This window comes from Bradyrhizobium sp. SZCCHNR2028 (genome assembly GCF_032380995.1).
Taxonomy (GTDB): Bacteria; Pseudomonadota; Alphaproteobacteria; order Rhizobiales; family Xanthobacteraceae; genus Bradyrhizobium.
This window is the reverse complement of the sequence record NZ_JAUHJF010000034.1, coordinates 1-25,789: the sequence shown is the minus strand read 5'-3', so window position 1 is coordinate 25,789 and position 25,789 is coordinate 1. Positions and strand designations below refer to the sequence as shown.

Genomic DNA, 25,789 nt, shown 5'->3' with positions numbered 1-25,789 from the left:
GATCCATGGTTCTCTGTGAAGACTTGCCAATCGTGGCGCTGGTTCCCGGTGATTGCACCGGTATCGGTCCTGAGCAGACGGCGCGAATCCTCTCCGATCACCGGCTGGCCGATGCGGCGCGCCTCGTCGTGGTGGGCGATGCCCGCGTGCTGGAGATGGGAATGGCGCATGCCGGCGTGAGCTTCGATATCGAGCGGATCGGCTCCCCCAGCGAGGCTTCCTGGGCTTCTGGCAAGATACAGCTGATCGATCTCGGCAACACAGACCCGTCGAGGCACCCGATCGGAAAGGCCAGCGCCGAGTCCGGGCGACTCACCGGAGAGACGCTGTCGCGGGCGATCGATCTTGCCAAGGACGGCGCGATCAATGCCATCACCTTCGCGCCCTTGAACAAGCGGGCGATGTTCGACGGCGGCTGGAGGTACCCGGACGAGCACAAGATGTTCGCGGACCTGCTCGGGCACCGTACCTATTTTTCTGAAATGAATGTGCTGGATGGTCAATGGATGTCGCGCGTCACCGGGCACCAGTCCCTGCGCGAGGCGCTGAACGACATCAGCCCGGCGCGGATCGCCGATGCGGTGGTCCTCGTCGACAGGATGATGCGGAGATCCGGAGTCGCTGCGCCGCGGATCGCCGTGGCCGCGCTGAATCCGCATGCCGGCGAGGGCGGCTTGTTCGGTCGCGACGAGATCGAGATGATCAAGCCGACGGTCGAGGCGATTGCGAAAAAGGGCATTGTCTGCAGCGGTCCGTATCCAGCGGATACGGTTTACATTCGCGCCTTTGCCGGCGAGTTCGACAGCGTCGTCGCGATGTATCATGACCAGGGGCAGATCGCGACGAAGCTGCGCGGCTTCAATCGCGGAGTGACCGTCACGGCCGGCCTCGAGACCGTCTTCACCACGCCCTCGCACGGCACGGCGTTCGACATCGTCGGCAAGGGCGTCGCAAACACCGGCGCGCTCGAAAGCGCGGTCCGGCTCGCCGCGCAATTGGCCTCGTTCAAAGCCCGGGAGACGTCACATGTACACTGATCGCAGGACCCTGCTTCAGGCCGCCGCCGCTCTTCCCTTGTCCGCGGTCGGCGCGAATGCGGCTTTTGCACAGGCTGAGGCACCGGCGGCGCCCGCCGCGGCGCAGCCCAAGGAGGTCACGCGTACGCTTGCGCGGTACATCGTCTCGGCGGGATACGATGATCTGCCGGTCAAGGTCCGCAAGGAAGGCGTGAGGACGCTGCTGAACTGGGTCGGCGTCGCGATCGGTGGGTCGCGACATGAAACGGTTGATATTGCGGTTGCCGCGCTGGCACCGTTCTCAGGCCCGCAGCAGGCGTCGCTGTTCGGCCGGCGCGAGCGGTTCGACATCATGAACGCCGCCTTCATCAACGGCGTGTCCAGCCACATCTTCGATTTCGACGACACCCATCTGAAGACGATCATCCATCCGGCCGGCCCGGTGGTTTCGGCGATCATTGCGCTCTCGGAAATGCAGCCGGTCTCCGGAAAGGAGTTCTTGAATGCGCTCGTCCTCGGTGTCGAGACCGAGTGCAGGATCGGGAACGCCGTCTATCCGAACCACTACGATGTCGGCTGGCACATCACCGGGACCGCAGGGGTGTTCGGCTCGGCGGCAGCTGCAGGCAAGCTGTTGAAGCTCAACGAGCAGCAAATGACCTGGGCGCTGGGCCTCGCCGCGTCGCAGCCGGTCGGCCTGCGCGAATCGTTCGGGTCCATGAACAAGAGCTTCAACCCCGGCCGTGCGGCGTCAAACGGCATATTCGCCGCCATTCTGGCGTCGAAGAATTTCACGTCGTCGGACGGGATGATCGAGGCGAAGCGCGGCTGGGCCAATACGATCAGCACCAAGCAGGACTATGGCGAGATCGTCGGCGATCTCGGCAAGCGTTACGAAGCCGCGCTCAACACCTACAAGCCGTTCGCCTGCGGCATCGTGCTGCATCCGGCGATCGACGCTGCGATTCAGCTGCGCAACGAGAACAGGCTGACGGGCGACCAGATCGATCACGTCGATCTCAAAGTCAATCCGCTCGTGCTCGAGCTGACCGGCAAGAAGACGCCGCAGCAGGGGCTCGAGGGCAAGTTCAGCATCTATCACGCGGTGGCCGTGGCGATCGTGGAAGGCGCGGGCGGAGAGAAGCAGTTCAGCGATCGCGCGGTAACCGATCAGACGGTGCTGTCGCTGCGTAGCAAGGTCATTCCGGTCATCGCGCCCGAGATCAAGCCGGAGCAGGTCGAGATGACGATCGTGCTGAAGGATGGGCGGAAGCTCAGCCGCCGCATCGAGCACGCCGTCGGCAGCGTTGAAGTGCCGATGACCGACCAGCAGCTCGAGGCGAAGTTCTCCGATCTCGCCGACGGCATCGTTCCTGCCGCATCGATCCGGCGGATCATGGACGCCTGCTGGAATGTCGAGGGCCTGTCGAGCGCAGCCGACATCGCGAAGATGTCGGCGTCGGCGTGACCATGGAGAACGGGGCCCAGCTGTCACGTCGCCGGCTCCTGCAATCGGCGGGGGCGTTTGCTGCGATCTCGGCGATGCCGATCCGTTTCTCCCGTGCCGCCGGCTCGGGCGTAACCGAACGCTTGGCGCGCTACATGGTCGCGGCGCGCGACCAGGAGCTGCCGGAGCAGGTGGTGCTCGCATGCAAGCACCGCATGTTCGACACGCTCGGCGCCATGGTGTCCGGCGCTCGGATGCATCCGGGCGAGATGGCGCTGAAATACGTGCGCAGCCTCGGCGGCGCGCCGCAGGCGTCCGTCGTCGGCTCCGACTTCCGGACGACGGCCGTCAATGCGGCGATGGCAAACGCCATGTGCGCCCACGCCGACGAGACCGACGATTTCGAACCGGTCACCAAGGCGCATCCGGGGTGCGCGGTCATCCCTGCCGCGCTCGCGATGGCTGAACGGGAGCATTGCAGCGGGCGCGACGTGATCCGCGCCGTTGTGCTCGGCTACGACTTGACCTGCCGGCTTCTGATGGCGCTCGGGCCGGACCTGGTGCGCGGCTCGCATCGCAGCGCCGAGGGCACGTCCTCGACATTCGGTGCGCTCGGCGCGGCGGCCTCGCTGGCCCGGCTGGACGAGCGGGGCATGCGTCACGCCATTTCCTATTCGGCGCAGCAGGTCTCAGGGCTGTGGAGTTGGGTGAAGGACAAGGACCACATCGAGAAGGCATTCGATTTCGCCGGCATGGGCGCGCGCAACGGCGTCATGGCCGTCGACATGGTGATGGCGGGGCTCACCGGCGTCGATGACGTGCTCGATGGCACCCACAACCTGTTCATCGCGCTGTCGAGCGATCCGAAGCCGGAGGAGATGGTCAAGGATCTCGGCAGCCGCTTCTACGTCACGGAAACCGCCATCAAGACCTTTTCGGTCGGCTATCCGATCCAGTCGCCGCTGGATGCGCTGCTCACGCTGCGCCGACAGCACGGGCTCACTCCAGACAACGTCCGCAGCATCCTGGTCAAGCTTCCGACCGACGCGATGGGCATCGTCGGCGACAGCGCCATGCCCGACGTGAACTGTCAGCATCTCGTCGCACTCGCCTTGGTCAAGGGGGCCGTCTCATTCGCCGACAGCCATGATGTCGCGCTGATGCGCGACCCGATGATCCTGGAGCAGCGTGGGAAGGTGACGCTTGTAGGCGACAAGAGTCTGATGGATCCGGCCGCGCCACGCGGTGCGATCGTCGAGGTGACTCTGGTCGATGGCCGCAAGGTCGATCATTTCACCAGGCATCCGCCGGGCACCAGGGAGAATCCGCTGAGCACGGAGGCCGTCAACGCCAAGACCAGGGATCTGATGACGCCCGTTCTGGGGCGTGAGAAGACGGAGAAGCTGATCGACATGGTCGGGCGGCTCGAAGAAATCGACGACATCGGCCGGTTGCGCGCACTATTCGCGGCGTGATCGGCTGTCATGGCGATGAGAAGCGAGATCGACGATCCCGACACCAGCTGAAGGGACGAGGTCTGTGGACCATGACCGGCACGCGCGCGAGCTTCCACGGCGAGGGCGGCAAGGAGGCGTCGCCGAAGGTCTACAAGGTGCAGATGAGGCCTGATCCGCTGGCCCACTGAAGCAAAACGCCACGGGGAGCCTTCATGGGTCGTCCCGTTCTGGGACTGAGAGACATGAAGACGACATCACGACGCGAACGGACGTGTCGATCAGGATCGTCTGAGGTCCCGCGCCGCGTTCAATTTCATCGTCGTTGGATCGACCAGAAGGAGGGGCACGTGATCAATCTCAACCGTCGTCAGTTGTTGGCCGGCGCAGCCTTGGCAGGGACTGCGGCCGCTACTCGCCTCGGCACGGCGCCCGCCGGAGCGGCTATGAATCCGGCCGGCGCGCAGGCAGCCGGCTTCTACCGCTACAAGGTGGGATCGTTCGAGTGCATATCCATCAATGACGGTGCGCGCACGTTTCCGGTTCCGGACAAGTTCGTCACCAACGCGTCCAGGGAGGAGGCGGTCGCCGCCGCCGACGCCGCCTACATGCCGAAAGGGATGGTGACCATCCCCTTCAACCCCCAAATCATCAATACCGGCAGCAAGCTCGTGCTGATCGACACCGGGAACGGTGTGGCCAATCTCGAGCCCAGCAAGGGCGCGGTCGGCCGAACCCTGCAGAACCTTGCTGCGGCAGGCGTCGATCTGAAGGCCATCGATGTCGTGCTGCTGTCGCATCTGCACCCCGACCATACCAACGGCATCCGCGCAGCCGACGGATCGATAGCGTTCCCGAATGCCGAGATCATGGTGCCTGCGAAGGACTGGGACTTCTGGACCAGCGAGGACAACGCGGCCAAGGCGCAGTCCAGCGAGATGATGAAGAACTACTTCGCCAATGTGAGGAAAACCTTCGCCGGTATCGAGTCGAAGGTGACGAAATATGACTGGGACAAGGAGGTCGCTCCGGGGATCACGTCGATCGCGACCCCCGGCCACACGCCAGGTCACACCTCGTTCGCGGTCGCGTCGGGCAACGCGAAGGTTCTGATCCAATCCGATGTCACCAACATCCCGGAATTCTTCCTGCGACATCCGGATTGGCACGTCGTCTTCGACACCGACCCCGATCTTGCGCAGCAGACCCGCCACAAGTTCTACGACATGGCGGCGGCGGAGAAGGCGATCGTGATCGGATTCCACTTCGCGTTCCCGTCGGTCGGACACGTCGAGAAAGACGGCGCCGGCTATCGGCTGATCCCATCATCGTGGAATCCGACACTATGAAAGACCGGCACATTGTCAGCACGGCGGTACCCATGTCGGATCGCGCCAGACCACGCATGAAATCGACCGGTCCGCTTGCATCGCTTTGTTGTGCCATCGCAAGTCTTTGCTTGGGCTTCTCGGCCATGATGGCGGGAGCAGCTGCGCAGGATGCGCGCGAGATCGCTCCGACCGGCGTGTTGCGCGTCGCTGTTGCGGTCGGGCCGGCCGCCTCGGCGTTCTGGACGACACGCGATCCGGCGACAGGCAAGCCTGTCGGCGTGACAGTCGAACTGGCCAAGGCGGCCGCAGGCAAGCTCAATGTGCCGCTCGAGCTCGTAGAATATCAGAGCTCGGACGAAATCGCGGCCGCCGGCAGCAAAGGCGCGTGGGATCTGTCCTTCATGCCTGCGGACCGGAAGCGAGAGCAGTTCGTCGATCAGGGACCCGCTTATGTCGCCTACATGAGCGGGTATCTCATTCGCGCCGGCTCAGACATCACCTCCGTTGCCGAGATCGACCGTCCGGGAATCCGGGTTGGCTGCATCGAAGGCACCTCGACGTCCAGAACGGTCGAGGCGAGCATGAAAAGTGCCAGCGTGACGAAATTCGTCAAGCCTGAAGAGGCCGCTGAATTGATCGGCCGGGGTCAGCTCGACGCCCTCGCCATGGGCATGGAAGCCTTGGAGGAGCTGTCGCGGCGCCTGCCGGGCAGCCGGGTCTTGAACGAGGTCATCCAATCAACGGGCGTCGTCGTGGTCGTCCCGAAGGGCAAAGTGACGGCGCGGGAGTGGGCGGCCCGGTTTCTTGCAGATGCCAAGGCGAATGGCACAGTACGCCGAGCGCTCAATCAAAGTGGATTTGTCACCGCCAGGGTCGCCCCGTGATGCCGCGGTGAGCTCCGGCCAAGCCATATCTTTCGCTTATGAGCGCCAACGCCAAATCGTATTTTGGCTGTCCTGGAATTCCGTCTATCTCCAATCGGCGGGCGATGAAGCTGTCGGCATTCATAATGGACACGACCGGCAGGCACGCGCAGAAAGTGCGCCTGCATGGTCCATGCGGCCACCCGATTGTACTGCACTCGCGCTTGTTCTTCCGGCCAACGAAGAAGCGCATCTGGTTCGCGTCCTGGCCTGAAAGTGAACGATCATGAAACTGGGCTGGTATTCCGAACTCGACGAGGTCGAACGCCGGACGTATTGGGCTTGCTTCGCGGGCTTTGGTCTCGATTCGTTGGATTCGACGATCTATGCGCTGGTCATCCCGGCGCTGATTGCAACAATCGGACTGACGCGCCCTGAAGCCGGCTATCTCGCGACCGCAGCCCTCGTCGGTGCAGCTGTCGGTGGCTGGGGCGGAGGGATCCTTGCCGATCGCATCGGCCGCATCAAGGTCCTGCAGCTGACGATCCTCTGGGTTGCCCTGTTCACGCTCGCATCGGCTTTCGCGACGGGCTTCAACTTCTTGCTGATCGTGCGTTTTCTCCAGGGCCTCGGCTACGGCGGTGAGGCGGCCGTGGGTGGCGTCCTGATCAGCGAGGTCGTCAGGCCCGCGCTGCGCGGCCGGGTGGCCGCGTCGGTGCAGAGCAGCTACGCGGTGGGTTATGCGATTTCCGTCGCGCTGCTCCCCGTCATTTCATCGCTGTTTCCTGAAGAGCTCGGCTGGCGCGTGTTCTTTGCGGTCGGCATCGCGCCGGCCTTTCTCGTGTTCTTCATCCGCCGCCTTGTGCCGGAGTCCGGGCTTTATCGTCAAAGCCGCGCGGACAAGACAGCCGGACTGCCGGCCTGGACGATCTTCACCAGGGCCCATGTGCGGCGTACCGTGGCGGCGGTCACGATGGCCACCGGCATTTTCGGCGGTGCCTATGTGATGATCACGTGGCTGCCGACCTATCTGCGCACCGTCCTCAACCTGACGGTGGGGAGCAGTGCAGGCTATCTTGCCATGAACATCCTGGGTTCGTTGGTCGGACCCTTGCTCTATGGCTGGCTTTCGGATCGCACGGGCCGGCGTCCCGCATTCATGATCTTCCTGCTATGCCAGGCCGTGAACGCGAGCATCTACCTGCTTGCTCCGATCGGCGCCAACACGACGATCCTGCTCAGCTTCTTTCTGGGCGCGTTCCAGGGTGGGTTGGCATCAGGAATGTTGCCGACCTTTGCCGAATTGTTTCCGACCGAGATTCGTGCGAGCGGGCAGGGCTTCTGCCTCGGCGGCGGGCGTGGGTTTGGCTCGGTCGTGCCTGCGACCGTGGGCGTGCTTGCTGCGTCGCATCCTCTTGGCTTGTCGATGGGCCTTTGCGCGCTCGCCGCCTATGGACTTGCTTTCATCGCCGCGATGGCTTTGCCCGAGACGAGCGGCGCTGACCTGCAGCGTATGACACCGTTGGAGATGCAAACAGGGCAGCCCGAAGATATCGGCAGCTTGGAAGCGCGGCGGTCGGAATGAAGCGTAGAGACGCGCCGGGTGCCGCCGGCGCGGAGCGCGCGCCAACGGAGGCAGAGAACGACACGCCTCGTCGAGTAAAACAAGGCGGCCAGGCTGGCCGACGAGCACGAGAAGGCAACAGGGTCGGGAGGAAGACATGCACTATCGGGCCATTTTGAGCATCATCGCATGCGTCGCAGCTTTGCACTTATCGAGCAGCCTCGCCCAGACATCGAACACCGACAACCCCAACGACGCGGTCGCGGATGCACTGAATCCGCCGCCTTATGGCGAGCCGATCAGCCTGGAGATGGCCAAGAAGGTGGCTGCTGCGGCCGTTGCCGAGACGACGAAGCGCAACTGGAACGCCTTCTGCATCTCCGTGGTCAATCCGAGCGGCGATCTGGTCTATTTCGAAAAGCAGGACAATTGCCAATATGCGTCGGTCGGCCTGTCTCAGCACAAGGCGCGCACGGCGGCACGTTATCGACGCCCCACGCTGGTGTTCGAGACGCTGCTCGGCAAAGGCGCGTATTTCGCCTATCTCGCCACGCTCGATGACGTGATCGCATCGCGGGGCGGCAATCTGCTGATGGTGGACGGCAAGATCATCGGTGCCGTCGGTGTGAGTGGTGGGTCGGGCGCCCAGGACAACGTCGTATCTCTGGCCGGGCAGGCGGCGCTGAAGTAGACGAGACCGGGCCGGGGGCGGATCGCGATGCCGTCGCGATCCGCCGGTCAGCGCGTGCGCTAGGCCGCCGGCGGGATCGCGGAAGACATGGAGTCGTCGACCAGGCTGACGCCGCGCCATTGTCCGGATGTGACGAGCGTTCGCGCCGTATCCTGGAGCTCCTTGGCGACGGCGAGGGCTGCAGGCGCCAGCAGGTCTGGCTTGATTGAATAGACATAGTTGCGTCGCGTGATCCGGGCGTCCGAGATGGGCAGGGCGCGCCAGTCCTCGCTGCTTCGTCCTCCTGCCTGCAGCGCCGACATCGGCTTGATGGTGACTCCGATGCCCTCACCGACGCAGCTCATCACCAGCGAGAGCGAGTCGATCTCGGCGACCACATTCGGCGTGATGTTGCGCCGCTCGAACTCTGCAGCTACACGCCGGCGCAGGCCATGAGTTCCCGTCGGCAGGATCAGGGGCAGCTTTGCAACTTCCGCAACTGTGATGCTGCAACGGTGTTGCGGCACCAGCGGGCTGTCGGCAGGGAGAAGCACGAACAGTTCCTCGTCGAGCAGCGGAATCGCGTCGAGCTTGGACGACACGTCGTTGTTGAACAGGATGGCCAGGTCGAGCTGGCCAAGCCGCATCATGTGAGCGATGTGGCCGCTCATTCCCTCGACGACATTGAGCAGGATACCGGGATATTTGGCGCGGATGCACTTGGTGAGTGGCAGCCCGATCGCGAGCACGGTCGTTGCGGGTAAGCCGACCGACACCATGCCGCTCACCTCTGCCGAATCCTGGCGGGCAATCGACAGCGCATGGTCGAGCTGCCGCAGCATGAAACGGGCGTGATGGTAGAGCGCAAGGCCGTTCTCGGTCGGGATCACGCCGCGCGAGGAGCGCTGCAGCAAGGGCCTGCCCACTTCCTCCTCGAGCTTTGCGATCTGCTGGCTCAAGGCGGGCTGCGCAACGAACAGGCAGCGCGACGCCTTCGACAAACTGCCGCTCTCGACGATCTGGGCGAAATAGCGCAACTGACGCAAATCCATGGGCGGGCACCGCACTGCCGGGGAAGAACGAGACGTTTCCGCCGAGCTATATGCTCAGCTTATAGCAACTAATCCAAAACAGTATTTTTGCTAATGTCAATTTCTCTCTAAGGACGAGGGTAACAGGCGTAAGACCCCTTTGGGAGGAACCAGACGATGGCGGACGCTGCGGTTCAGAGACAGGCGTCGGCCGAACTGCCATCGTGCCGCCTCTTGATCGCCGGGGAATGGGTGAAGAGTACGCACACCGTCGCCGTGCTCGACAAATATCGCCTACAGCCCGCCATGTCCGCGCATCTGCCGTCGCGCGAGCAGGTCCGCACCTGCATGATCGCCGCGGAGCGGGCGTTCCAAGCCAATGTGCTGACGCCCTATGATCGCGGCCTCATCCTCGATCGCGCTGCGGTCGAGCTAGAGAAGCGTGCGTCGGAGCTGGTGGAGGTGCTGCGCCAGGAGGCGGGCTTTCCACGCCGCGATGCAATGGGCGAACTCCAGCGCTGTGCGACGACATTCAGGCTCTCCGCCGAAGAGGCGCGGCGGCTTGCCGGCGAGATGGTGCCGATGGAGGGAGCAGCTGGCCAGAAAGGCCGTATCGGTTTCACCATCCGTGTGCCGCTCGGCGTCGTAGCCGCGATTACGCCGTTCAATGCTCCGCTCAATACGGTGGCGCACAAGGTTGCGCCTGCACTGGCGGCTGGTAACGCCGTGGTGCTGAAACCGTCGCTGCATACGCCGATGACGTCCTGCATCATGGCCGAGTGCCTGATCGCAGCCGGTCTGCCATCGGGCCTGATGTCGGTAGTCCATGGCGATAGCGAGGTTGCCGATTGGCTGATGAGCGAAGCTGCCGTGAAGTTCTTCGCTTTCACCGGCAGCACAGAAATTGGCCGCATCATCCAAAGCAAGGCGGGACTACGCCGAACCCAGATGGAGCTCGGCTCGATCTCGCACTGCCTGATCTGCGAGGACGCCGACCTCGATATTGCACTGCCGAAGGTCGTCAACGCCGGCTTCCGCAAGGCCGGCCAAGTCTGCACATCGATCCAGGTGCTGCTGGTGCAGCGTTCGCTGATAGGGCAGGTCGAGCAGAGACTTTCAGAGCTCGTTGCCGGGCTGCCCTACGGAGACCCCGGCGAGGACGACACCGTGGTGGGTCCCGTCGTCAGCGAGGCCGCGGCTCAGCGCATCGAGGCCTGGATCGCGCTGGCTGAGCAGAACGGCGCGCGGCGTCTGGTCGGTGGCGCGCGGGTGGGCGCCGTGGTTCCTCCAACGCTGCTCACGAATGTCGACAAGGCGACGCCGCTCGGCTGCCAAGAAGTGTTCGGACCCGTGATGTGCATCGCGCCCTTCGATGTGCTGGACGAGGCGATCGCGCGCGTCAACGACACACCCTATGGGCTTGCCACGGGCATTTTCACAAAGCGCTTGGACGAGGCTCTGCAGGCCGCGCGGCAATTGCAAGTCGGTGGCGTTCACATCAACGAGACTCCGAGCTCCCGCGTGGACCTCATGCCGTATGGCGGCTCCAAGGATTCCGGGTTCGGCCGCGAAGGGCCGCATTACGCCATCCGCGAAATGAGCGAAGAGCGTATCGTGACGATCCTCGCATGACGCGGACCGTTACCTGACAAGGATCTGACCATGACCAAGATGAAGGGCGGCGAAGTCATCGCCGAATATCTCGTCAAGCAGAAGGTGCCTTTCGTGATCGGCATCTGCGGCCACGGCAACGTCGGCATCCTTGACGCGCTCTACCAGGTCCGTGATCGCGTCAAGCTGGTGTCGCCCCGCCACGAGCAATGCGCCGGTCACATGGCCGACGCCTATTTCCGCGTCAAGCACAGTCCGGTCGCGACCCTGACGTCGACCGGGCCGGGCTCGGCCAACATGGTGATGTCGCTCGCGACTGCGTTGTCGGACTCCTCGAGCTTCCTTGCTATCACCGCCAATGTTCCGACGTCGCAGGCCAATCGCGCACCGTTCCAGGAATTGTACGCGCACAACCAGGCTGATTTTGCCCAGGTGCTGCGCCCGGTGGTGAAGCGTTCGTTCCAGCCAAGCCGCGTCGACATGCTGCCGCTGGCGCTGCGCCAAGCCTTCGACACCATGGTCACGGGACGTCCCGGCCCGGTCAATCTCGATATTCCGTACAATGTTTTTCAGGAGGAGGCCGACGTCGTGCTGCCGCCGCTGTCGCATGTTCACGGCAGTCACCGGCCGAGCGCGAGCGAGGCCGACGTCACCAAGGCGCTCGATCTGATCGAAGCCGCCAGGCGGCCGGTGTTCTTCATCGGGCAGGGCACGACGCTCTCGGAGGCCGGTCCCGAGATCAGCGCGCTGCAGAGCCGCTACGGCATTCCAGTCATCACCTCGCCCAATGGCATGGGCTGTGTGCCGGCGGATGATCCACTGACGCTCGGCTTCATCGGCCGCAACGGCGCTTATCCCGCCAACCAGGCCGGCCGTCATGCCGATCTCGTGCTCTGCATCGGAACGCGTTTCGACGATCGCTCGTCGTCGAGCTGGCACCAGGGCTACTCCTGGAATTTCCCGTCGACCAGGCTGCTGCAGGTCGACATCGATCCGGCGGAGCTCGGCCGCAACTATCCGCCGACGCTCGGCATCATCGCCGACGCCAAGACCTTCGCCGGGCAACTGCTCGCGGCGCTGGAGCGTCGCCCCGCGATCCGCCGCGAAAATTTCGCGGCGTGGCGCGACCAGATCGGGACCTGGAAGGCGGAGTGGGAGGCGTTCGTGCGGCCGCACTTCAGCGCCGACACCACGCCGATCCGGCCGGAATATGTCGTCGGCGCCCTGCAGGACGTGCTGCCGGACGACGTCATCCTGTCGCTCGACTCCGGCGTGCATCACAACTGGTTCATGCAGTTCTGGCAGCCGAAGCGGCCGCAGAGCATGATGAACAGCTGGGGTTTTTCGTCGATGGGGTTCGGCGTCTGCGGCGTGCTCGGCGCGCAGCTGGCCGCGCCCGACCGTCCCTGCGTCGCGGTGGTCGGCGACGGCGGCTTCATGATGGCGCCATATGTCGTCGCCACTGCCGTCGAATATGACCTGCCGTGCGTCTGGATCGTCTGGAACAACTTCGCCTGGAGCGCGATCCGCGATCTGCAGTATGGCCTGTTCGAGGGCCGCGAGCTCGGCACCGCGTTCTATCGCGGCAATCAGGGGCCCGGCGGGGATCGCTACAACCCCGACTTTGCCGCCTGGGCGCGCGCCTGCGGCGCTGACGGCGTGACGGTGACCCGCAGCGCCGACCTGCGCGGTGCAGTCGAGACCGCGATCAAGAACCGCCGCCCCTGCGTGATCGATCTGCATGTCGACGCCGAGGTGCGCCCGCCATCGACGGGCACCTGGGAGCTGCCGCCGATCCCATTCAAGGAGCCGGTGTTCGGCAAGCCTTACAAACGCGACTGACGATACAAAACAAAGATAACAACATCGAGAGGGAGGAGCACCATGTTGAAGCGTGATCTGAACCGGCGATCTTTCATGCGCGCGTCGGCCGGCGTGGCTGCCGCATCCGTGCTCGGCGTCGGCGGTCCCGCGCGAGCCCAGTCCGATGGGCCCGTCCGCATCGGCATGATCTATGCCAAGCAGGGGCCGGGCGCCTCGATCGGTGAGTACCTGCAACGCGGCAGCGCGCTTGCGGTCGAGCAGGCCGGCAGCAAGGTGCTGGGTCGCCCGATCGAGCTGGTCTGGCTCGACGAGCCCAATCCCCAGGTGTCGCAGCAGAACATGCAGCGGCTTGTCGACGAGAGCAAGGTGGTCGCCGTGGTCGGCGGCAACTACTCGTCCTCGGCGCTCGCCATGATGAGCGTTGCCAATCGCGAGAAGGTGCCGCTGATCCTGACCGGCGCCGCGGCCAGCGAGATCACCGGCAAGAGCTGCAGCAAGTACACGTTCCGCACCCAGGCGACCGTGCCGGTTCAGATGGCCGGCCTGATGCCCTACGTCTCCAGCATCGGCAAGAAGGTCTATTTCATCACGGCGTCATATGCCTTCGGCCAGGACATCCTGCGCGCCTCGCGCGCGATGCTGAAGCAGGTCGGCGCCACCGAGGTCGGGGTCGACGAGGTGCCGATCAACACCGCGGACTACAGCTCCTACATCCTCAAGATCCGCCAGGCCAAGCCGGACGTGATCGTCGGCGGCCTGGTGGGCGGCGACTTCTCCAACTTCCTGAAGCAGTGGAACGAGATGGGGATGAAGGACAAGATCCCCTATGCGGCGGTCGCCGTCACGGACACCGACTTCTGGGACGTCGGGCCGCAGGCCTCGACCGGCATCTACATCAAGCCGTGGTACTACAACAATCCGAAGAATACCGCCGCCGAGCAGAAGCTGATCGAGGATTTCAAGAAGAAGTACAATCAGCCGCCATCGGACAAGACGTGGTCGGGCTGGATCGGCATGCGGGCGCTGTTGGAATCGATCGAGGCGGCGAAATCGACCGAGGCCGCTCAGCTCGTGGCGCATCTCGAGCAGTGGAAGAACACCGAAGGCGAGTTTCCGTTCTTCTTCCGCGACTGGGATCACCAGCTGGTGCGTCCGGCCGTCATCGTCCAGATCAAGAAGCAGATCACCGACAAGTTCGACTATTTCGACGTGCTGAAGAACACCTCGGCGACCGCCGAGGAGACGGCGAAGGCGTTCGGTACCAAGGAGGATATCGGCTGCAGCCTGCCGTCGCTGTGAGGCGGGGCGACCCCCGGTTCCTGCAGCGCACCGACAGGCTCGAACGATGCTCGACACTCTCGTCTCCCAGGCGGCCAATGGACTCGTGCTCGGCTTCATCTACGTGCTGATCGCCGTAGGTCTGTCGATCACCTTCGGCCTGCTCGGCGTCATCAATTTCGCGCATGGCGCCTTCTTCGCGCTGGGGGCCTACGTGGCCTGGCAGCTGTTCCAGCTATTTGGCTGGAGCGCCGTGATCCTGGCGCCTCCGGTGGTCGGGCTGATCGGCATGGCTGTGGAGGTGACGATCATCCGCCGCCTCTACGGCAAGGAGCCGTTGCTCAGCCTGATCGTGACCTTTGCGCTGGCGCTGCTGATCGAAGCGGTGATCCGCTATGCATGGGGCGCCGACGGCAAGCCGTTCAATCCGCCGCCGGCCTTTGCAGGGATCGTTGAAGTTGGTCCTCTCCTGATCACCAAATATCGCGTGGCCGTGCTCGGCGCGACAACCGCGACCTTGCTCGGCCTATGGGGCTTCCTGGCGTTCACACCCTATGGCCGGATCCTGCGTGCCGGCAGCCGGGACCCGGAGATGGTGGAGTTGCTCGGCATCAATCTGCCGCGGGTGCTCACCGCGGTGTTCGGGCTCGGCTGCATGCTGGCGGCGATCGCTGGGGTGCTGGCCGCGCCGCTGTGGACGGTGTCGCCGTCAATGGCTGCCAATGCGGTGATGCCAGCGTTTGTGATCGTGGCCATCGGAGGGCTCGGCTCCTTTCGGGGCGCAGTGGTCGCCGGACTCGCGGTTGGAATCGTCACCTCGCTGACCATTCAGTTCTGGCCAGAGGCCGCCGCCGCATCGATGTATGCCTTGATGTTCGCGATCATGCTGCTGCGGCCGCGCGGACTATTCGGCGAGCGCTGGGAGCGTTTCGAATGACGACGGCCAAGCCCGTGCTGCAGCGGCTCGCAAGTCACCCGGTGCTCGTGGCGGTCGCGATACTGGCGCTCGCCTCCGGCATCGCGCTCGCTGTGGGCATGCCGATCCATCGCGTGACCCAGATCGCGATCTACACGCTCTACGGCGCGGAGGTAAACTTTCTGATCGGCTATCTCGGCCTGGTGCCGTTCGGCGCCTCTTTTTTCTTCGGCTGTGCGAGCTATGCGCTGGCAATCGGCCTGGGCTTCATGCCGGCCGCCAATGAAATCACCGGCCTGGCGATCGCGGTGGCATTTTCGCTGCTGCTGGCGCTGATCGTCGGCGCCATCATCCTTCGCCGGCGCGGACTCTACTTTTCGCTGCTGACGCTGGCGTGCTCCCAGATCGCGTTCGAGATTGCGTTCAAATGGACCTCGGTGACCGGAGGCGAGAACGGCCTGCAGAACGTCGCGCGTCCGCTGTTTCGCTCCGCGCTTGCCTTCCACGGGTTCACGCTCGTCGTGGTGATCGGGTCGTTGTGGATGATGTGGCGGCTGGCGCATGCGCCGTTCGGCCGACTGATGCAGGCGTTGCGCGACAATGAGCAGCGGGTCGCAAGCCTGGGTTTCGACACCTACCGCACCAAGCTGATTGCGCTCGTCATTGCCGGCGGCGGCATCGGCGTCGCCGGAGGTTTGATGGCGCTGCTGCTGCAGGGCGTCTACGCCAACAATCTGAACTGGGAGCATGCCGGCGATCCGGTGCTGATGGCGGCGCTGGGCGGCGTACATCATTTCCTGGGGCCGTTGTGGGGCGCCATCGTCTTCATCGTTTTGGAGGACCGGCTCAGCGCCATCACGGAGAATTGGTGGCTGGTCTTCGCCCCCATCATCATCGCCTTCGCGCTGCTGTCAGATGAGGGCATTCACGGCATCTTCCAGCGCATCGCCGGCCGCAGCCGCTGGACCCTGACGCGCAATGTCATTCCATCGCGGCCGCGCGACATCGTTCCTTACGCGCCGGATCGTGCACGCCAGGCTGCGGCGACGGCCTCAGAGGTGCCAATTCTTGCGATCCGCAACCTGTCCAAGCATTTCGGCTCGATCGTGACCCAGAACGACGTGTCCTTCGAGATGAGCCGGACCGGACTGCACAGCCTGATCGGCCCCAACGGCGCCGGCAAGACCACGTTGTTCAATCTGCTGACCGGTGTGCTCCGGGCCAACGCCGGCACCATCCTGTTCGAGGGCATGCCCATCGATCAGCTGTCGCCGTACAAGCGCGCGCGGCTCGGCATCGCCCGCTCGTTCCAGATCCTGAGCGTCTTTCCCAACCTCACCGCGTTCGAGAACGTGCGTATCGCGGTGCAGGCTGCCAACCGGCAATGGACGGGTCTTTGGCGCGATGCCTATGACGATGCGGCTGCAAACGCGAAGGTGTGGTCGCTGCTCGATGCCGTAGGCCTCGCCGATCGAGCCGCCGAGCTTTGCTCCGCGCTGGCGCATGGTGAGAAGCGGCTCTTGGAGATCGCGGTGTCGCTCGCGATCGATGCCAAGCTCCTTCTGCTCGACGAGCCGCTGGCCGGTCTGGCGGAGTCGGACCGCACGATCGTAGGCGAGTTGATCATGCGGCTGGCGAAGTCCCACGCCGTGCTGCTGATCGAGCATGACATCGACCGCGTGCTGGCCATGTCCGACCGCATCACGGTGTTGCATCAGGGGCGGCTGATCGCCGACGGCGAGCCGGCGGAGGTGGCGGCGCATCCCGAAGTTGTCACGGCCTATCTCGGCACAGCCCGTGGCCAAGTCGCGGCGGCTCCGTCGCGGGCGACCAATGTGACGCCGCTTCCCGGCAGCGCCGCCGCCGAGCCGCTGCTCAGGCTCGAGGGCGTGCGCGCCGGCTACGGCGGTGGCACCGTGCTCGACGGGCTCGACCTGGCCGTGCGGCCTGGCGAAGTGGTGGCGCTGCTAGGGCGCAACGGCGTCGGCAAGACCACCGCGCTGCGGGCCATCACAGGCACGGTGCCGGCGAGCGGCGGTCGCATCACGTTCGACGGCAGGGAGCTCAACCGGCTACGGCCGGACGAGATCAACCGTCTTGGCATCTCGCTGGTGCCGGAAGGGCGCCGGCTGTTTCCGAACCTGACCGTACAGGAGAATCTCAAGCTCGCGACCCGCGCCGGCGGCGCGTCGCTCGACGACGTGTTCGATCTGTTCTCGAAGCTGCGCATCCTGCACAAGGCGCGTGCCGAAAATCTCTCCGGCGGCGAGCGGCAGATGGTGGCGATCGCGCGCGCGTTGATGGTGCCGAGCCGGTTGATTCTGCTCGACGAGCCGTTCGAGGGCTTGGCGCCCGCCGTGGTGCAGGAGGTCCGCGACGCCGTGTCCAAATTGAGGTCGCGCGCGAGCCTCGTCATCGTGGAGCATCATGCCGAGAGCGTGCTGGCGATGGCGGACCGCGCCTATGTGCTGGTGAATGGGCGCGTGGCCCATGTCGGCGATGCTGCCGCGCTCGCGGCCGATCACGAGCTGCAAGGGCGTTTGCTTGGCATCACTCAGACCGCTGATGCAGTGCAACGCGCGGCAAACGGGTCATGAGCAGCTGCGAGTTCGTGACCATCGGCATCTGCTGGCCGGCCCAATCTGAACCTTCCTGAGGAGATGAGACATGACCATCGTCGTTCCCGGACCGAACGCCTACGCGAATGCGGCGACAGAGAAGAAGGCGGTGACGCGCAATCTCGCCGAGATCTTCTGGACCCAGTATCCAGGCCACTACAATCAGGCGCTGTCCAAGGCGATCGTGACACCGGATACCACAGGCAGCCGCTTCTTCGACTATCGCATCTCCTCCTACGAGCCCGGCGCGCACGTCGAGAGCCATTCCCACAAGGTGCAGGAGCAGATCTATCACGTGCTGTCGGGCGAGGGCATCCTGATCCTCGATGGCGAGCGCCGGCTGGTCCGTGCCAACGACGTCACCTACATTCCGCCGGGCGTGGTGCACGAATTCCACTGCACCGGCAACGACCCGCTGCTGTTCCTCGTGATCACCAGCCCGCCGACCGACGAGGAGCCGGCGCCGCGGTGAGGGGCCGGGCATGACCACGAGCAAGACCATTCTGGTCACCGGCGCCTGCGGCTGGCTCGGCACGGCCATCGCGCAGGCGCTGCTCGCGCGCGGCGATCGCGTCGTCGCCATCGACCTGGTGGTCTCGCCGGCCATGGCCGCACTCGCCTCGCAACAACAGCTACTCGTCAACGCTGCGATCGATCTCGGCGAATGGCATGAAGTGCTGCGGGCGTTCCAGACATTCCGTCCCGATGCAGTCATTCATGCCGCCGCGGTGGTCGGTGTGGTTCAGGCCGCTGACATTCCGTTGAAGGCGCTGCGGGTCAATGTCGAGGGCGCGATCAACCTGTTCGAGGCGATGCGGCTCTCCGGCGTCAGGCGCGTCGTGCAGATCTCGACCGAGGAGACCTATGGCGACTTCCAATCCGCCGTGATCGACGAGGAGCACTCGCAGAAGCCGGCCAGCGTCTACGGCGTGACCAAGCTCGCAGCCGAGCACTATGGTCGCGTCTATTCGCGCGATCACGGTCTCGAATGCATCAATGTGCGGACCTGCTGGGTCTACGGACCGCATCTGCCGCGCCTGCGCATGCCCCGCACTTTCATCGAAGCCGCATTGCGCGGCGAGCCATTCCATCAGGAGGACGGCGGCAATCTCGCGGTTGATCAGGTTTATATCGACGATACCGTGGCTGGCGTGCTGCTCGCGCTCGACAAGCCGCATCACAGCTTCGACGCCTATAATGTTGCGACCGGTGTGGCACCGACGCTGCGCGACACGGCCGACGCCGTCAATCGCGCCATTCCCGGTGCGAGAATCACGGTCGGCGACACCGGTCCCTATCATCATGGCGGCCGCGTGCTGAGCGCCGTCAAGGGCGCGCTCGATATCGGCCGCGCCAAAGCGGAGCTCGGCTACCAGCCGCGCTACGATCTGCAAAAAGGCATCGAGGCGACGATCGAAGCGACGCGGGCCGCGATGGCGAAGACACCATCTCCATCAAGGAATCGAAAATGACCACTTCTTCTCCGATCGTTCTCATCTTCGGCGGCTCCCGCGGCATCGGCGCCGCCTGCGCGCGGGCGTTTGCCGTCGCCGGCTGGCAGGTGGCCTCGACCTACGCCACCCACCACCCGTCGGACGGAGGGCCCGGCAGACAATACAAGGTCGACATTCGCGATGCCGCGTCGGTCGCGCAGGTCTTCGCTCAAGTTGCCGCCGACCTCGGTGCTGCGCCGCAGGCCGTCATTGCCAACGCCGGCATCAACGTGCCGGCAGGCCCGCTCGCGAGCTTCAGGCCGGAGGACTTTCGGCTGCTGATGGAGGTCAACGTCCTGGGTGCCTTCAACGTGCTGGCGGAGGCAGCGCGGCGCGTGCGCGACGGCGGCGCCATCGTCGCGATCACGACATCGCTGGTCCGCCACGCGGTGCCGGGCACCGGGCCCTATGCGGCGACCAAGGCAGCGGTCGAAAGCCTGGTGCGGTCGATGGCGAAGGAGCTCTCGGCGCGCGGTGTTCGCGTCAATGCGGTGGCGCCCGGTCCCGTCGACACCGATCTTTTCAATGCCGGCAAGACCGAGGAGGCCAAGCAGCGCATGGCGGCGTTGAGCCCGTTCAATCGCATCGGCAAGCCGGGCGAGATTGCGGAGGTGGTGCGCTTCCTGGCCTCCGGCGAGGCCTCCTGGATCCAGGGCCAGATCGTGCAGCCCAATGGCGGCATGGTGTGAGCATGACGGCGGCGCTGCACGCCGGCGAGACGTTCGATGTCGTCGTCGTCGGAGCCGGCGCGGGCGGCATGACGGCGGCGACCATCGCCGCGGCTGACGGCTGCTCGGTGCTGCTGCTGGAGCAGGCCGAATTCGTCGGCGGCACCACCGCCATCTCCGGCGGCATGGTCTGGATTCCTGCCAATCACAAGGCGGCCGCGGAGGGGCGGGCGGATACGCTGGAGGCGGCGCGCACGTATTTGGACCGGACCGTGCCGGGGCAGGACCGCACGCGGCTCGAGACATTCCTTGCATTCGGCGACGAAGCCTTGCGCGATCTCGAGGTCCGCACTGCGCTGCGGCTGCAGCCGGTGCCGACCTATCCGGATTATTATCCCGACCTGCCCGGTGCCACCGCGGGAGGCAGGGTGCTGGAGCCGCTGCCATTCGATGCGCGCGGCCTCGGCGACGCCTTTGCGCTGCTGCGCGATCCGCTGCCGGAGTTCATGCTGTTCGGCGGCATGATGATCAGCCGCCAGGATATCCCGCATCTGCGCCGTGCCGGCCGATCGTTGCGCTCGGCCTTGCACGCGGCCAGGCTGCTCGCGCGCTATGGCCTGCAGCGGCTCACGGCGCGGCGCGGCACGACGCTCTATCTCGGCAATGCGCTGGCGGCGCGGCTGCTGCGCTCGGCGCTCGATCGTGGCGTTGTCATACGCACCGGCACCTCCGTCCAGCAGCTTGAGGCCGACGCGCAGGGCAGGGTCTCGAGGCTCGAAATTATCGATCGCTCCGGCCGCTCCTGGATCACCGCAAGGCGCGGCGTGGTGCTCGCGACCGGCGGGCTGTCGCATGATGCCGAGCTGCGCCGCTGCTATGTGCCTGAGGCCGCCGGCCTGCTGTCGGCCACCGTCGACCCCGGCGCCGCACCACGCGGTGCGCGGCTGGCCATGGCCCTGGCCGCGTGCCTGTCGGCGCCGACGAAAGCGGGCGCGTTCTGGGTGCCGGCGTCGACCTTCACACGGGCCGACGGCAGCCGTGGCGTCTTCCCGCACACGGTCACCGACCGCGCCAAGCCCGGCCTGATCGCGGTCGATGGCACCGGCCGCCGCTTCGTCAACGAGGCGGTGTCCTACCATGAGTTCGTGCGCGCGCAGCTCGATCACGCTGCGGCCATTCCCGCCTGGCTGATCTGCGATCGCCGCTTCCTGTGGAGATACGGCCTCGGCAAGATCAAGCCGTTCACGCGCTCTGTCGCGCGTGATGTCGCTGCCGGCTATCTCAAGCGTGCCGACAGTCTGGACGCGCTCGCGGAGACGATCGGCGTCCCGGCGCAGGCGCTGACTGCAACCGTCTACCAGTTCAACGCCGGTGCGGTGCGCGGCGAGGATCCCGCCTTCGGCCGCGGCGGCAACATCTATCAGCGTGCGCTCGGCGACGCCGATCAGCATCCCAATCCCTGCGTCGCGCCGATCCTGGAGCCGCCTTTCCATGCCGTCGCGGTTTATTCGGCCGATCTCGGCATGTCTGCGGGCCTCGTCACCGATGCGCGCGGGCGGGTGTTGCGCGCGGATGGCTCATCCATTCCTGGCCTGTTCGCCTGTGGCAACGACATGGCCTCGATCATGGAAGGGGCCTATCCCGGGCCCGGAATCACGTTGGGTCCGGCGCTGGTCTTCGGCTGGCTCGTGGGCAGGAATGTCGCCGGCGGGAATGTTTGAGGGCTCTCATGCTCTTGAGCTCGCTCCAGGCATGGCTCGATGTGACCTCTCGAAGCCTGGAGGCATGAGAACGACTTGGTCACACTTCGCGGCTTGTGAAAGTCGGCCACGGGTTGTTGCCTGAAGTGGGGACGCGGCAGTGGTTAGGAGGACTGTTGTCGTTGTCCAGGGTGGGGTGGCCTTCCCCACCCGCCGCCCGGCCAACGCACGTAACTGGCTCGCTGGCGTAGTCGCGCCGCTTCGGATCCCCGCCGGCTCGCTGCTATATCGCGTGCAACACGGGATCAACTTGGGAAGTTTGCAATTGACGAACGACTCGGGGCTGCTCGAGTAGCGGACAGTGCTCGTATTTGGGCAACTCGAGATGATATGGTTGCACGTCCCCGTAACGAGGCGACTTGAGCATCATGCGCCTCTGCAGCCTTTTCCTGATATCGCCTGGCCGACGCGCTGCTTTCGGAGTTGAATTGTCGTTCCCGCTCAGCTCTCATTCATGAGCTGCTGGCACCAAGGTTAGAAGTTGCTCATTGCCGTGTAGGCAATAGCAGCCGATAGTTGCCGAACGGGCGCTCGGCATGAGCGCACAAGATATTCCTGTGGAATCAAGATCAAACCAAATCGTCGGTCTCGCGATCGGCGCCCTGAAGCGATACCTGCGCAAAAGCCTTCAAGATCAATGCCTTAATCTAGCACGAGGCAATCGAGTGGGAGTAGGGGGCGGCAGCGGGTCGTTAGACCCGCCAGAATGTGTCGGCTCCGGCGTTGATGGATTCCCATTCGCTGCCGTCGGGAACAGCTTTCGTCATCTGCCATAGTGTCACCAGCCGCGGCCCGTCCTGGTCTTCAATATGCTGCCCGACCCACGACGTGATCGAGTCTAGTCCGTTCCAATTCACGGAGAAGGCCACAAGCTTGCCGCTCACCCAGCCGACCAAGGGACCTTCCGCCGCAATCTGGCCGGCGTCGTTCTTATAACTCTTGTAGTGCCCCGTGAGAGTTGCCCCATTCTGATCTAGGTGCATCTCTGACCGGAGCTCATTTTTCCAGTCGCCGCCGATGTTCAGTGGTTCTGTTGCGGGCATTGAACGCGAGAGTGCTGGCTCAAGGCGCATAGAGTGTGTCCTCCTGGTTGTTTTATGCTAACTTGGCACGTCTTGGGTCACTTGGGAAGACTGATCGAGCGCTGAGCAGCAACCGAACGTGTGACCACTGCGTTGGCCTACGCGCAGCGACCCCCGACCGATAGCACGACCGTGGACTTCTATCCGTTCGACATGACGTTTCTGGGTAGCGTCGCGACGCGCATCATCAATGAGGTGAAGGGCATGGACCGGGTGGTTTATGACGTGACGAGCAAGCCGCCGGGAACGATCGAGTAGGAGTGAGGGCGTAGGCAGCCTTGAGATCATGGGTCTCGAGAAGCGCAAGTATTTCGCGCCCTCACTGAAGTTGGCTGCGGCCTGATCAAAGCTGGCGCCAATCTAGACCTGCACTCAAACAAAAAGGGGGTAGCTCCGCGCTAAAGAAAGCAGAACGACCAGACGTATTGTCAGCATAGGCTCCACTTCAGCCTAAAATAACGCGGTTAGGCCGCAATCAGACGATTGGTGTCGTCTCCGTCGATGATTTCGTACCAGATCAATCTTCAGCCCGGCGTCCTGCTTAGCGCGCGCCGACAGCTTGGTCGGATCGCGCCGCTTGGCCTCATGGGCGTGGTAGGTCGAAGGGGCGATCGGCAAGACCTTGCAGATCGGCTCGACACCATATGTCCCACGGTGATCGTCGATGAAGGCGATCATGGCTTGGACCGGCGGTCGAGCTCCGCCGTCGCAAAATAGGCGCTTGCCTTGCGTAGGATCTCATTGGCCTGCCGAAGCTCACGGTTCTCCCGTTCCAGGGCCTTCAGCCTCTCGGCCATGTCGGTCGGAACGGTTCAGTGGCGCGATCAGGGTGCAGGTTCTCAATGAAATTGCCAATGCCGCGCCAAAAAATGGGCACGGGACTTCGGCCGATGTCGCACGCCGAGATTTGGACGAGCTCTTGCGTTGTCTGCCTGACTTGCGCCCAGTTTCTCGGCTGTCAAAGCAGGCATTCCTCATCGTCCCAAGTGGTTAGGGTGAGGCGATCAATCGTTCAATCCGGCCCGGAGAGCCGTCGTCATGAAGAAGTTCATAATGTTCATCTGTCTCGCTCTGCCGAGTGTGTCCGCCGCCGCTGAAGTCGGATCGAAGGATCTGATCGTCGCAAGCATCAACGACTGCCTGAAAGAAGCCGTGAGCGCCGGGGGCCTGGAAGACGGCGGTGACGCCATCATTCTTGCCTGCAAAGGCGATAAGGCACACGTCCTGTTCAACATGCTGGGCGGGAAGATCCGAGCCGAGATCGTGCAGGACAAGAATGGCAAATTTGAGAACAGGCCGTTCGGCAACAACACCTGCTACCACCGGATTGAAGATGCAGGCGGCAAGACCTCTGACGAGTTCCGATGTGATCTGGTCCTCGTCACAGGGGATGTCTTCAAGAATTAGCGAGATCAGCCGAGCGATCTGGGCTTGATCAACCCGGACGAGAGGTGGATTACGGTGACAGCACTGGACTGCACCCCTTAAGTGAGACACGATAATTTCTGTGACAGTGGGGTTGCCACGACGACTATCGTGCCTTGTTTTGCGCGAACGCGGCTTCGAACTCAATAGGCGATCGATAGCCGAGCGCCGAGTGCAGGCGCTCCTTGTTGTAGACATCCGCAATGAAGCTATCGATCCGGCGGCGAGCGTCTCTTATGTCGGAGAACGCCTTGCCGTTGACCTCCTCGGCCTTGAGCGTCTTCATGAAGCTCTCAGCCTTGGCGTTGTCGAAGGGGTTGCCCGGCCTGCTCATGCTGATCGTGATGTCGCGATCCGCTAATATTTGGCGATAGGCGATTGACGCGTATTGCACGCCGCGGTCGGAATGGTGGATCAGGCTGCTGCGTTGCGGCTTGCGGGCCTCGATGGCCTTGTTCAATGCTGCAATCGCGAGCGAGGCATTGAGCGTGTTCTCGAAGGCCCAGCCAACCGCCTTGCGCGAGAAGGCATCGAGGATGACCGCGAGGTAGGCGAAGGTCGTGGCGAGATGGACGTAGGTGATGTCTGCGACCCAGATCTGATCGGGAGCGGACGGCACCAGGCCGCGCACCAGATTGGGCACCACGACAATGTCCCTTGGTCGCTCTGCAGGCGGCTTCAGGAATGGCGCCTTGCGCTGTGCGAGAAGATTGTCCTCGCGCATGAGCCTGAGCACCTTCTTAGCATTAACGACCATGCCTTTACGTCGGATGGTGGCCGTCACGCGCCGGTAGCCGTAGAACGGATGCTTCAGGCAAATGCGGATCTGATCGCGCAGCTCGCAGTCGGCAGTCTCACGACTGCGTTTGTTGAGATGCCGGTAATAGGTCGCGCGTGGCAGGCCGGCCAGACCGCAGAGCCGTTGCACGTCGGCGTGGGACTCCGTTGCCTCCGACGTCATGGCTTGGATGACTTCGATGATGCGGGTGCGGGTCCGCCTTGCGCTGCCGGCCGCTCCAATGCGCGCAAGGCTTGCCGAAAAAAATCGAGATCCATCTGCTGACGGCCGACAAGCCGTTCGAGTTCGGCGATGCGAGCATTTGCGCGCGTCAGCGCAGACCGCTTGTCGTCATAGGTTGCCGTAGCTTTGAGCTTCCGGGGGCCGGGCTTCGGCCCTCGCTTGCGGTTCAATCCCTCGGGTCCTTGCGCCTTCCAGGCCTTGATCCAGTCATGCAGGATCTTGCGAGATATCCCAAGCTCGCGAGCCACAGGCAGAACGCCTTCGCCTCGCTCAACGCGCTTGATCGCCTTCAGTTTGTAAGCCGTCGGAAACTGACGGTTCTTCCCTCTTGCTGCCACAGGTCATCCTCGAAATGCCTGTCACAGAAATTATCGTGTCTCACTTAAGGGGTGCAGTCCAGTGCACAAAACTCGTGAGCTTCCGTGAGCTTCGCTCGCTATCTCGACCGCCCTCGCTGCCCCGTTCAGCGCGGGGCCCGCGACGAAGGCCCGGGCATCCACGTCTTTCTTCGTGATGACCACGACGTGGATGGCTGTGACCGAGCATGGCCATGACGATGGGGGAGGGGCGAGGCGACTCACGGACGCCCGGTCGTCGTGCGATGGATCATCTGCCCGACGAGCAATCCACGCATGCCCTACATGCGCCAACTGCCCGTCGAGCCAGTTTGTCGCGGACTCATCACTTGCTACGTCGGGCAAATCACCTCCACATTTC

21 protein-coding genes, 2 pseudogenes and 1 other annotated feature are annotated in these 25,789 nt (G+C 64.0%); of the genes and pseudogenes, 18 read left to right on the top strand and 5 right to left on the bottom strand.

Translation table 11 applies throughout. The annotated features are described in order from the left end of the window. Window positions 1-5 precede the first annotated feature (5 nt). From QX121_RS30515 to QX121_RS30485, 7 genes are all read left to right on the top strand, one after another. Window positions 6-1,037, top strand: coding sequence for a PdxA family protein (locus tag QX121_RS30515; RefSeq protein ID WP_315813804.1), 1,032 nt, complete (start codon window positions 6-8; stop codon window positions 1,035-1,037). Next, window positions 1,027-2,484 (top strand): MmgE/PrpD family protein, encoded by a 1,458-nt coding sequence (locus tag QX121_RS30510; RefSeq protein WP_315813793.1) that lies wholly within the window; start codon window positions 1,027-1,029, stop codon window positions 2,482-2,484. Before QX121_RS30515 ends, QX121_RS30510 begins: the two co-directional genes overlap by 11 nt. Before the next feature lie 2 nt (window positions 2,485-2,486). Further along, a complete protein-coding gene (locus QX121_RS30505; protein ID WP_315799234.1) occupies window positions 2,487-3,938 on the top strand; it encodes an MmgE/PrpD family protein in 1,452 nt (483 codons plus the stop codon). A 329-nt stretch (window positions 3,939-4,267) separates the two neighbouring features. After that, window positions 4,268-5,266 (top strand): MBL fold metallo-hydrolase, encoded by a 999-nt coding sequence (locus QX121_RS30500; protein ID WP_315799248.1) that lies wholly within the window; start codon window positions 4,268-4,270, stop codon window positions 5,264-5,266. Between the two features lie 56 nt (window positions 5,267-5,322). Continuing rightward, window positions 5,323-6,132: a transporter substrate-binding domain-containing protein gene (locus QX121_RS30495; RefSeq protein ID WP_315799233.1), complete on the top strand. Its 810-nt coding sequence runs from the start codon at window positions 5,323-5,325 to the stop codon at window positions 6,130-6,132. A gap of 265 nt (window positions 6,133-6,397) precedes the next feature. Beyond that, entirely contained in the window at window positions 6,398-7,696 is a 1,299-nt protein-coding gene (locus tag QX121_RS30490; protein ID WP_315799232.1) for an MFS transporter, read from the top strand. Window positions 7,697-7,832: 136 nt separating this feature from the next. Beyond that, window positions 7,833-8,366 carry a GlcG/HbpS family heme-binding protein gene (locus QX121_RS30485; RefSeq protein ID WP_315739221.1) on the top strand — a complete coding sequence of 178 codons (534 nt, stop codon included), beginning with the start codon at window positions 7,833-7,835 and terminating at the stop codon, window positions 8,364-8,366. 59 nt (window positions 8,367-8,425) lie between these two features. Here QX121_RS30485 and QX121_RS30480 read toward each other — a convergent pair whose 3' ends face one another. Beyond that, window positions 8,426-9,397, bottom strand: coding sequence for a LysR substrate-binding domain-containing protein (locus QX121_RS30480; RefSeq protein ID WP_315799231.1), 972 nt, complete (start codon window positions 9,395-9,397; stop codon window positions 8,426-8,428). A 213-nt stretch (window positions 9,398-9,610) separates the two neighbouring features. Between QX121_RS30480 and QX121_RS30475 the strand changes: the two genes are divergently transcribed. From QX121_RS30475 to QX121_RS30435, 9 genes are all read left to right on the top strand, one after another. Then, on the top strand, window positions 9,611-11,008 hold the full coding sequence (locus tag QX121_RS30475; RefSeq protein WP_315813792.1) for an aldehyde dehydrogenase family protein: 1,398 nt from the start codon (window positions 9,611-9,613) through the stop codon (window positions 11,006-11,008). A 30-nt stretch (window positions 11,009-11,038) separates the two neighbouring features. Then, on the top strand, window positions 11,039-12,829 hold the full coding sequence (locus QX121_RS30470) for a thiamine pyrophosphate-binding protein (RefSeq protein WP_315813791.1): 1,791 nt from the start codon (window positions 11,039-11,041) through the stop codon (window positions 12,827-12,829). A 42-nt stretch (window positions 12,830-12,871) separates the two neighbouring features. Beyond that, on the top strand, window positions 12,872-14,110 hold the full coding sequence (locus QX121_RS30465) for an ABC transporter substrate-binding protein (protein ID WP_315799228.1): 1,239 nt from the start codon (window positions 12,872-12,874) through the stop codon (window positions 14,108-14,110). Between the two features lie 46 nt (window positions 14,111-14,156). Then, window positions 14,157-15,026: a branched-chain amino acid ABC transporter permease gene (locus QX121_RS30460; RefSeq protein WP_315739227.1), complete on the top strand. Its 870-nt coding sequence runs from the start codon at window positions 14,157-14,159 to the stop codon at window positions 15,024-15,026. Then, on the top strand, window positions 15,023-17,602 hold the full coding sequence (locus QX121_RS30455) for a branched-chain amino acid ABC transporter ATP-binding protein/permease (protein ID WP_315813790.1): 2,580 nt from the start codon (window positions 15,023-15,025) through the stop codon (window positions 17,600-17,602). The genes QX121_RS30460 and QX121_RS30455 overlap by 4 nt, the downstream gene beginning before the upstream one ends. A gap of 70 nt (window positions 17,603-17,672) precedes the next feature. Further along, complete coding sequence (locus tag QX121_RS30450; protein ID WP_315739229.1) at window positions 17,673-18,095, top strand: cupin domain-containing protein; 423 nt, start codon at window positions 17,673-17,675, stop codon at window positions 18,093-18,095. 10 nt (window positions 18,096-18,105) lie between these two features. Further along, window positions 18,106-19,095 carry an NAD(P)-dependent oxidoreductase gene (locus QX121_RS30445; RefSeq protein WP_315813789.1) on the top strand — a complete coding sequence of 330 codons (990 nt, stop codon included), beginning with the start codon at window positions 18,106-18,108 and terminating at the stop codon, window positions 19,093-19,095. Beyond that, a complete protein-coding gene (locus QX121_RS30440; protein WP_315776797.1) occupies window positions 19,092-19,805 on the top strand; it encodes an SDR family oxidoreductase in 714 nt (237 codons plus the stop codon). Before QX121_RS30445 ends, QX121_RS30440 begins: the two co-directional genes overlap by 4 nt. Before the next feature lie 2 nt (window positions 19,806-19,807). Further along, the gene (locus QX121_RS30435) at window positions 19,808-21,505 is read left to right on the top strand and encodes an FAD-dependent oxidoreductase (RefSeq protein WP_315813788.1); all 1,698 of its coding nucleotides are present in this window, start codon (window positions 19,808-19,810) and stop codon (window positions 21,503-21,505) included. A gap of 731 nt (window positions 21,506-22,236) precedes the next feature. Here the strand turns inward: QX121_RS30435 and QX121_RS30430 are convergent. Further along, entirely contained in the window at window positions 22,237-22,617 is a 381-nt protein-coding gene (locus tag QX121_RS30430) for an avidin/streptavidin family protein (RefSeq protein ID WP_315739233.1), read from the bottom strand. A gap of 92 nt (window positions 22,618-22,709) precedes the next feature. On the opposite strand from QX121_RS30430, the pseudogene QX121_RS30425 reads away from it, so the two are divergent. Then, window positions 22,710-22,884 (top strand): annotated as a pseudogene (locus QX121_RS30425) (GMP synthase (glutamine-hydrolyzing)); the annotation flags it as partial. A 249-nt stretch (window positions 22,885-23,133) separates the two neighbouring features. Here the strand turns inward: QX121_RS30425 and QX121_RS30420 are convergent. Further along, window positions 23,134-23,429: pseudogene (locus QX121_RS30420) on the bottom strand (IS3 family transposase); the annotation flags it as partial. Continuing rightward, window positions 23,230-23,346, bottom strand: a sequence feature (AL1L pseudoknot). It overlaps the preceding pseudogene by 117 nt. A 235-nt stretch (window positions 23,430-23,664) precedes the next feature. Here QX121_RS30420 and QX121_RS30415 point away from each other — a divergent pair. Then, window positions 23,665-24,033 (top strand): hypothetical protein, encoded by a 369-nt coding sequence (locus tag QX121_RS30415; protein WP_315739234.1) that lies wholly within the window; start codon window positions 23,665-23,667, stop codon window positions 24,031-24,033. A gap of 124 nt (window positions 24,034-24,157) precedes the next feature. Here the strand turns inward: QX121_RS30415 and QX121_RS30410 are convergent, their stop codons facing one another. Then, complete coding sequence (locus QX121_RS30410) at window positions 24,158-25,012, bottom strand: IS3 family transposase (RefSeq protein ID WP_315813787.1); 855 nt, start codon at window positions 25,010-25,012, stop codon at window positions 24,158-24,160. Further along, window positions 25,009-25,410, bottom strand: coding sequence for a helix-turn-helix domain-containing protein (locus QX121_RS30405; RefSeq protein ID WP_315705390.1), 402 nt, complete (start codon window positions 25,408-25,410; stop codon window positions 25,009-25,011). The genes QX121_RS30410 and QX121_RS30405 overlap by 4 nt, the downstream gene beginning before the upstream one ends. Window positions 25,411-25,789: the final 379 nt, after the last annotated feature.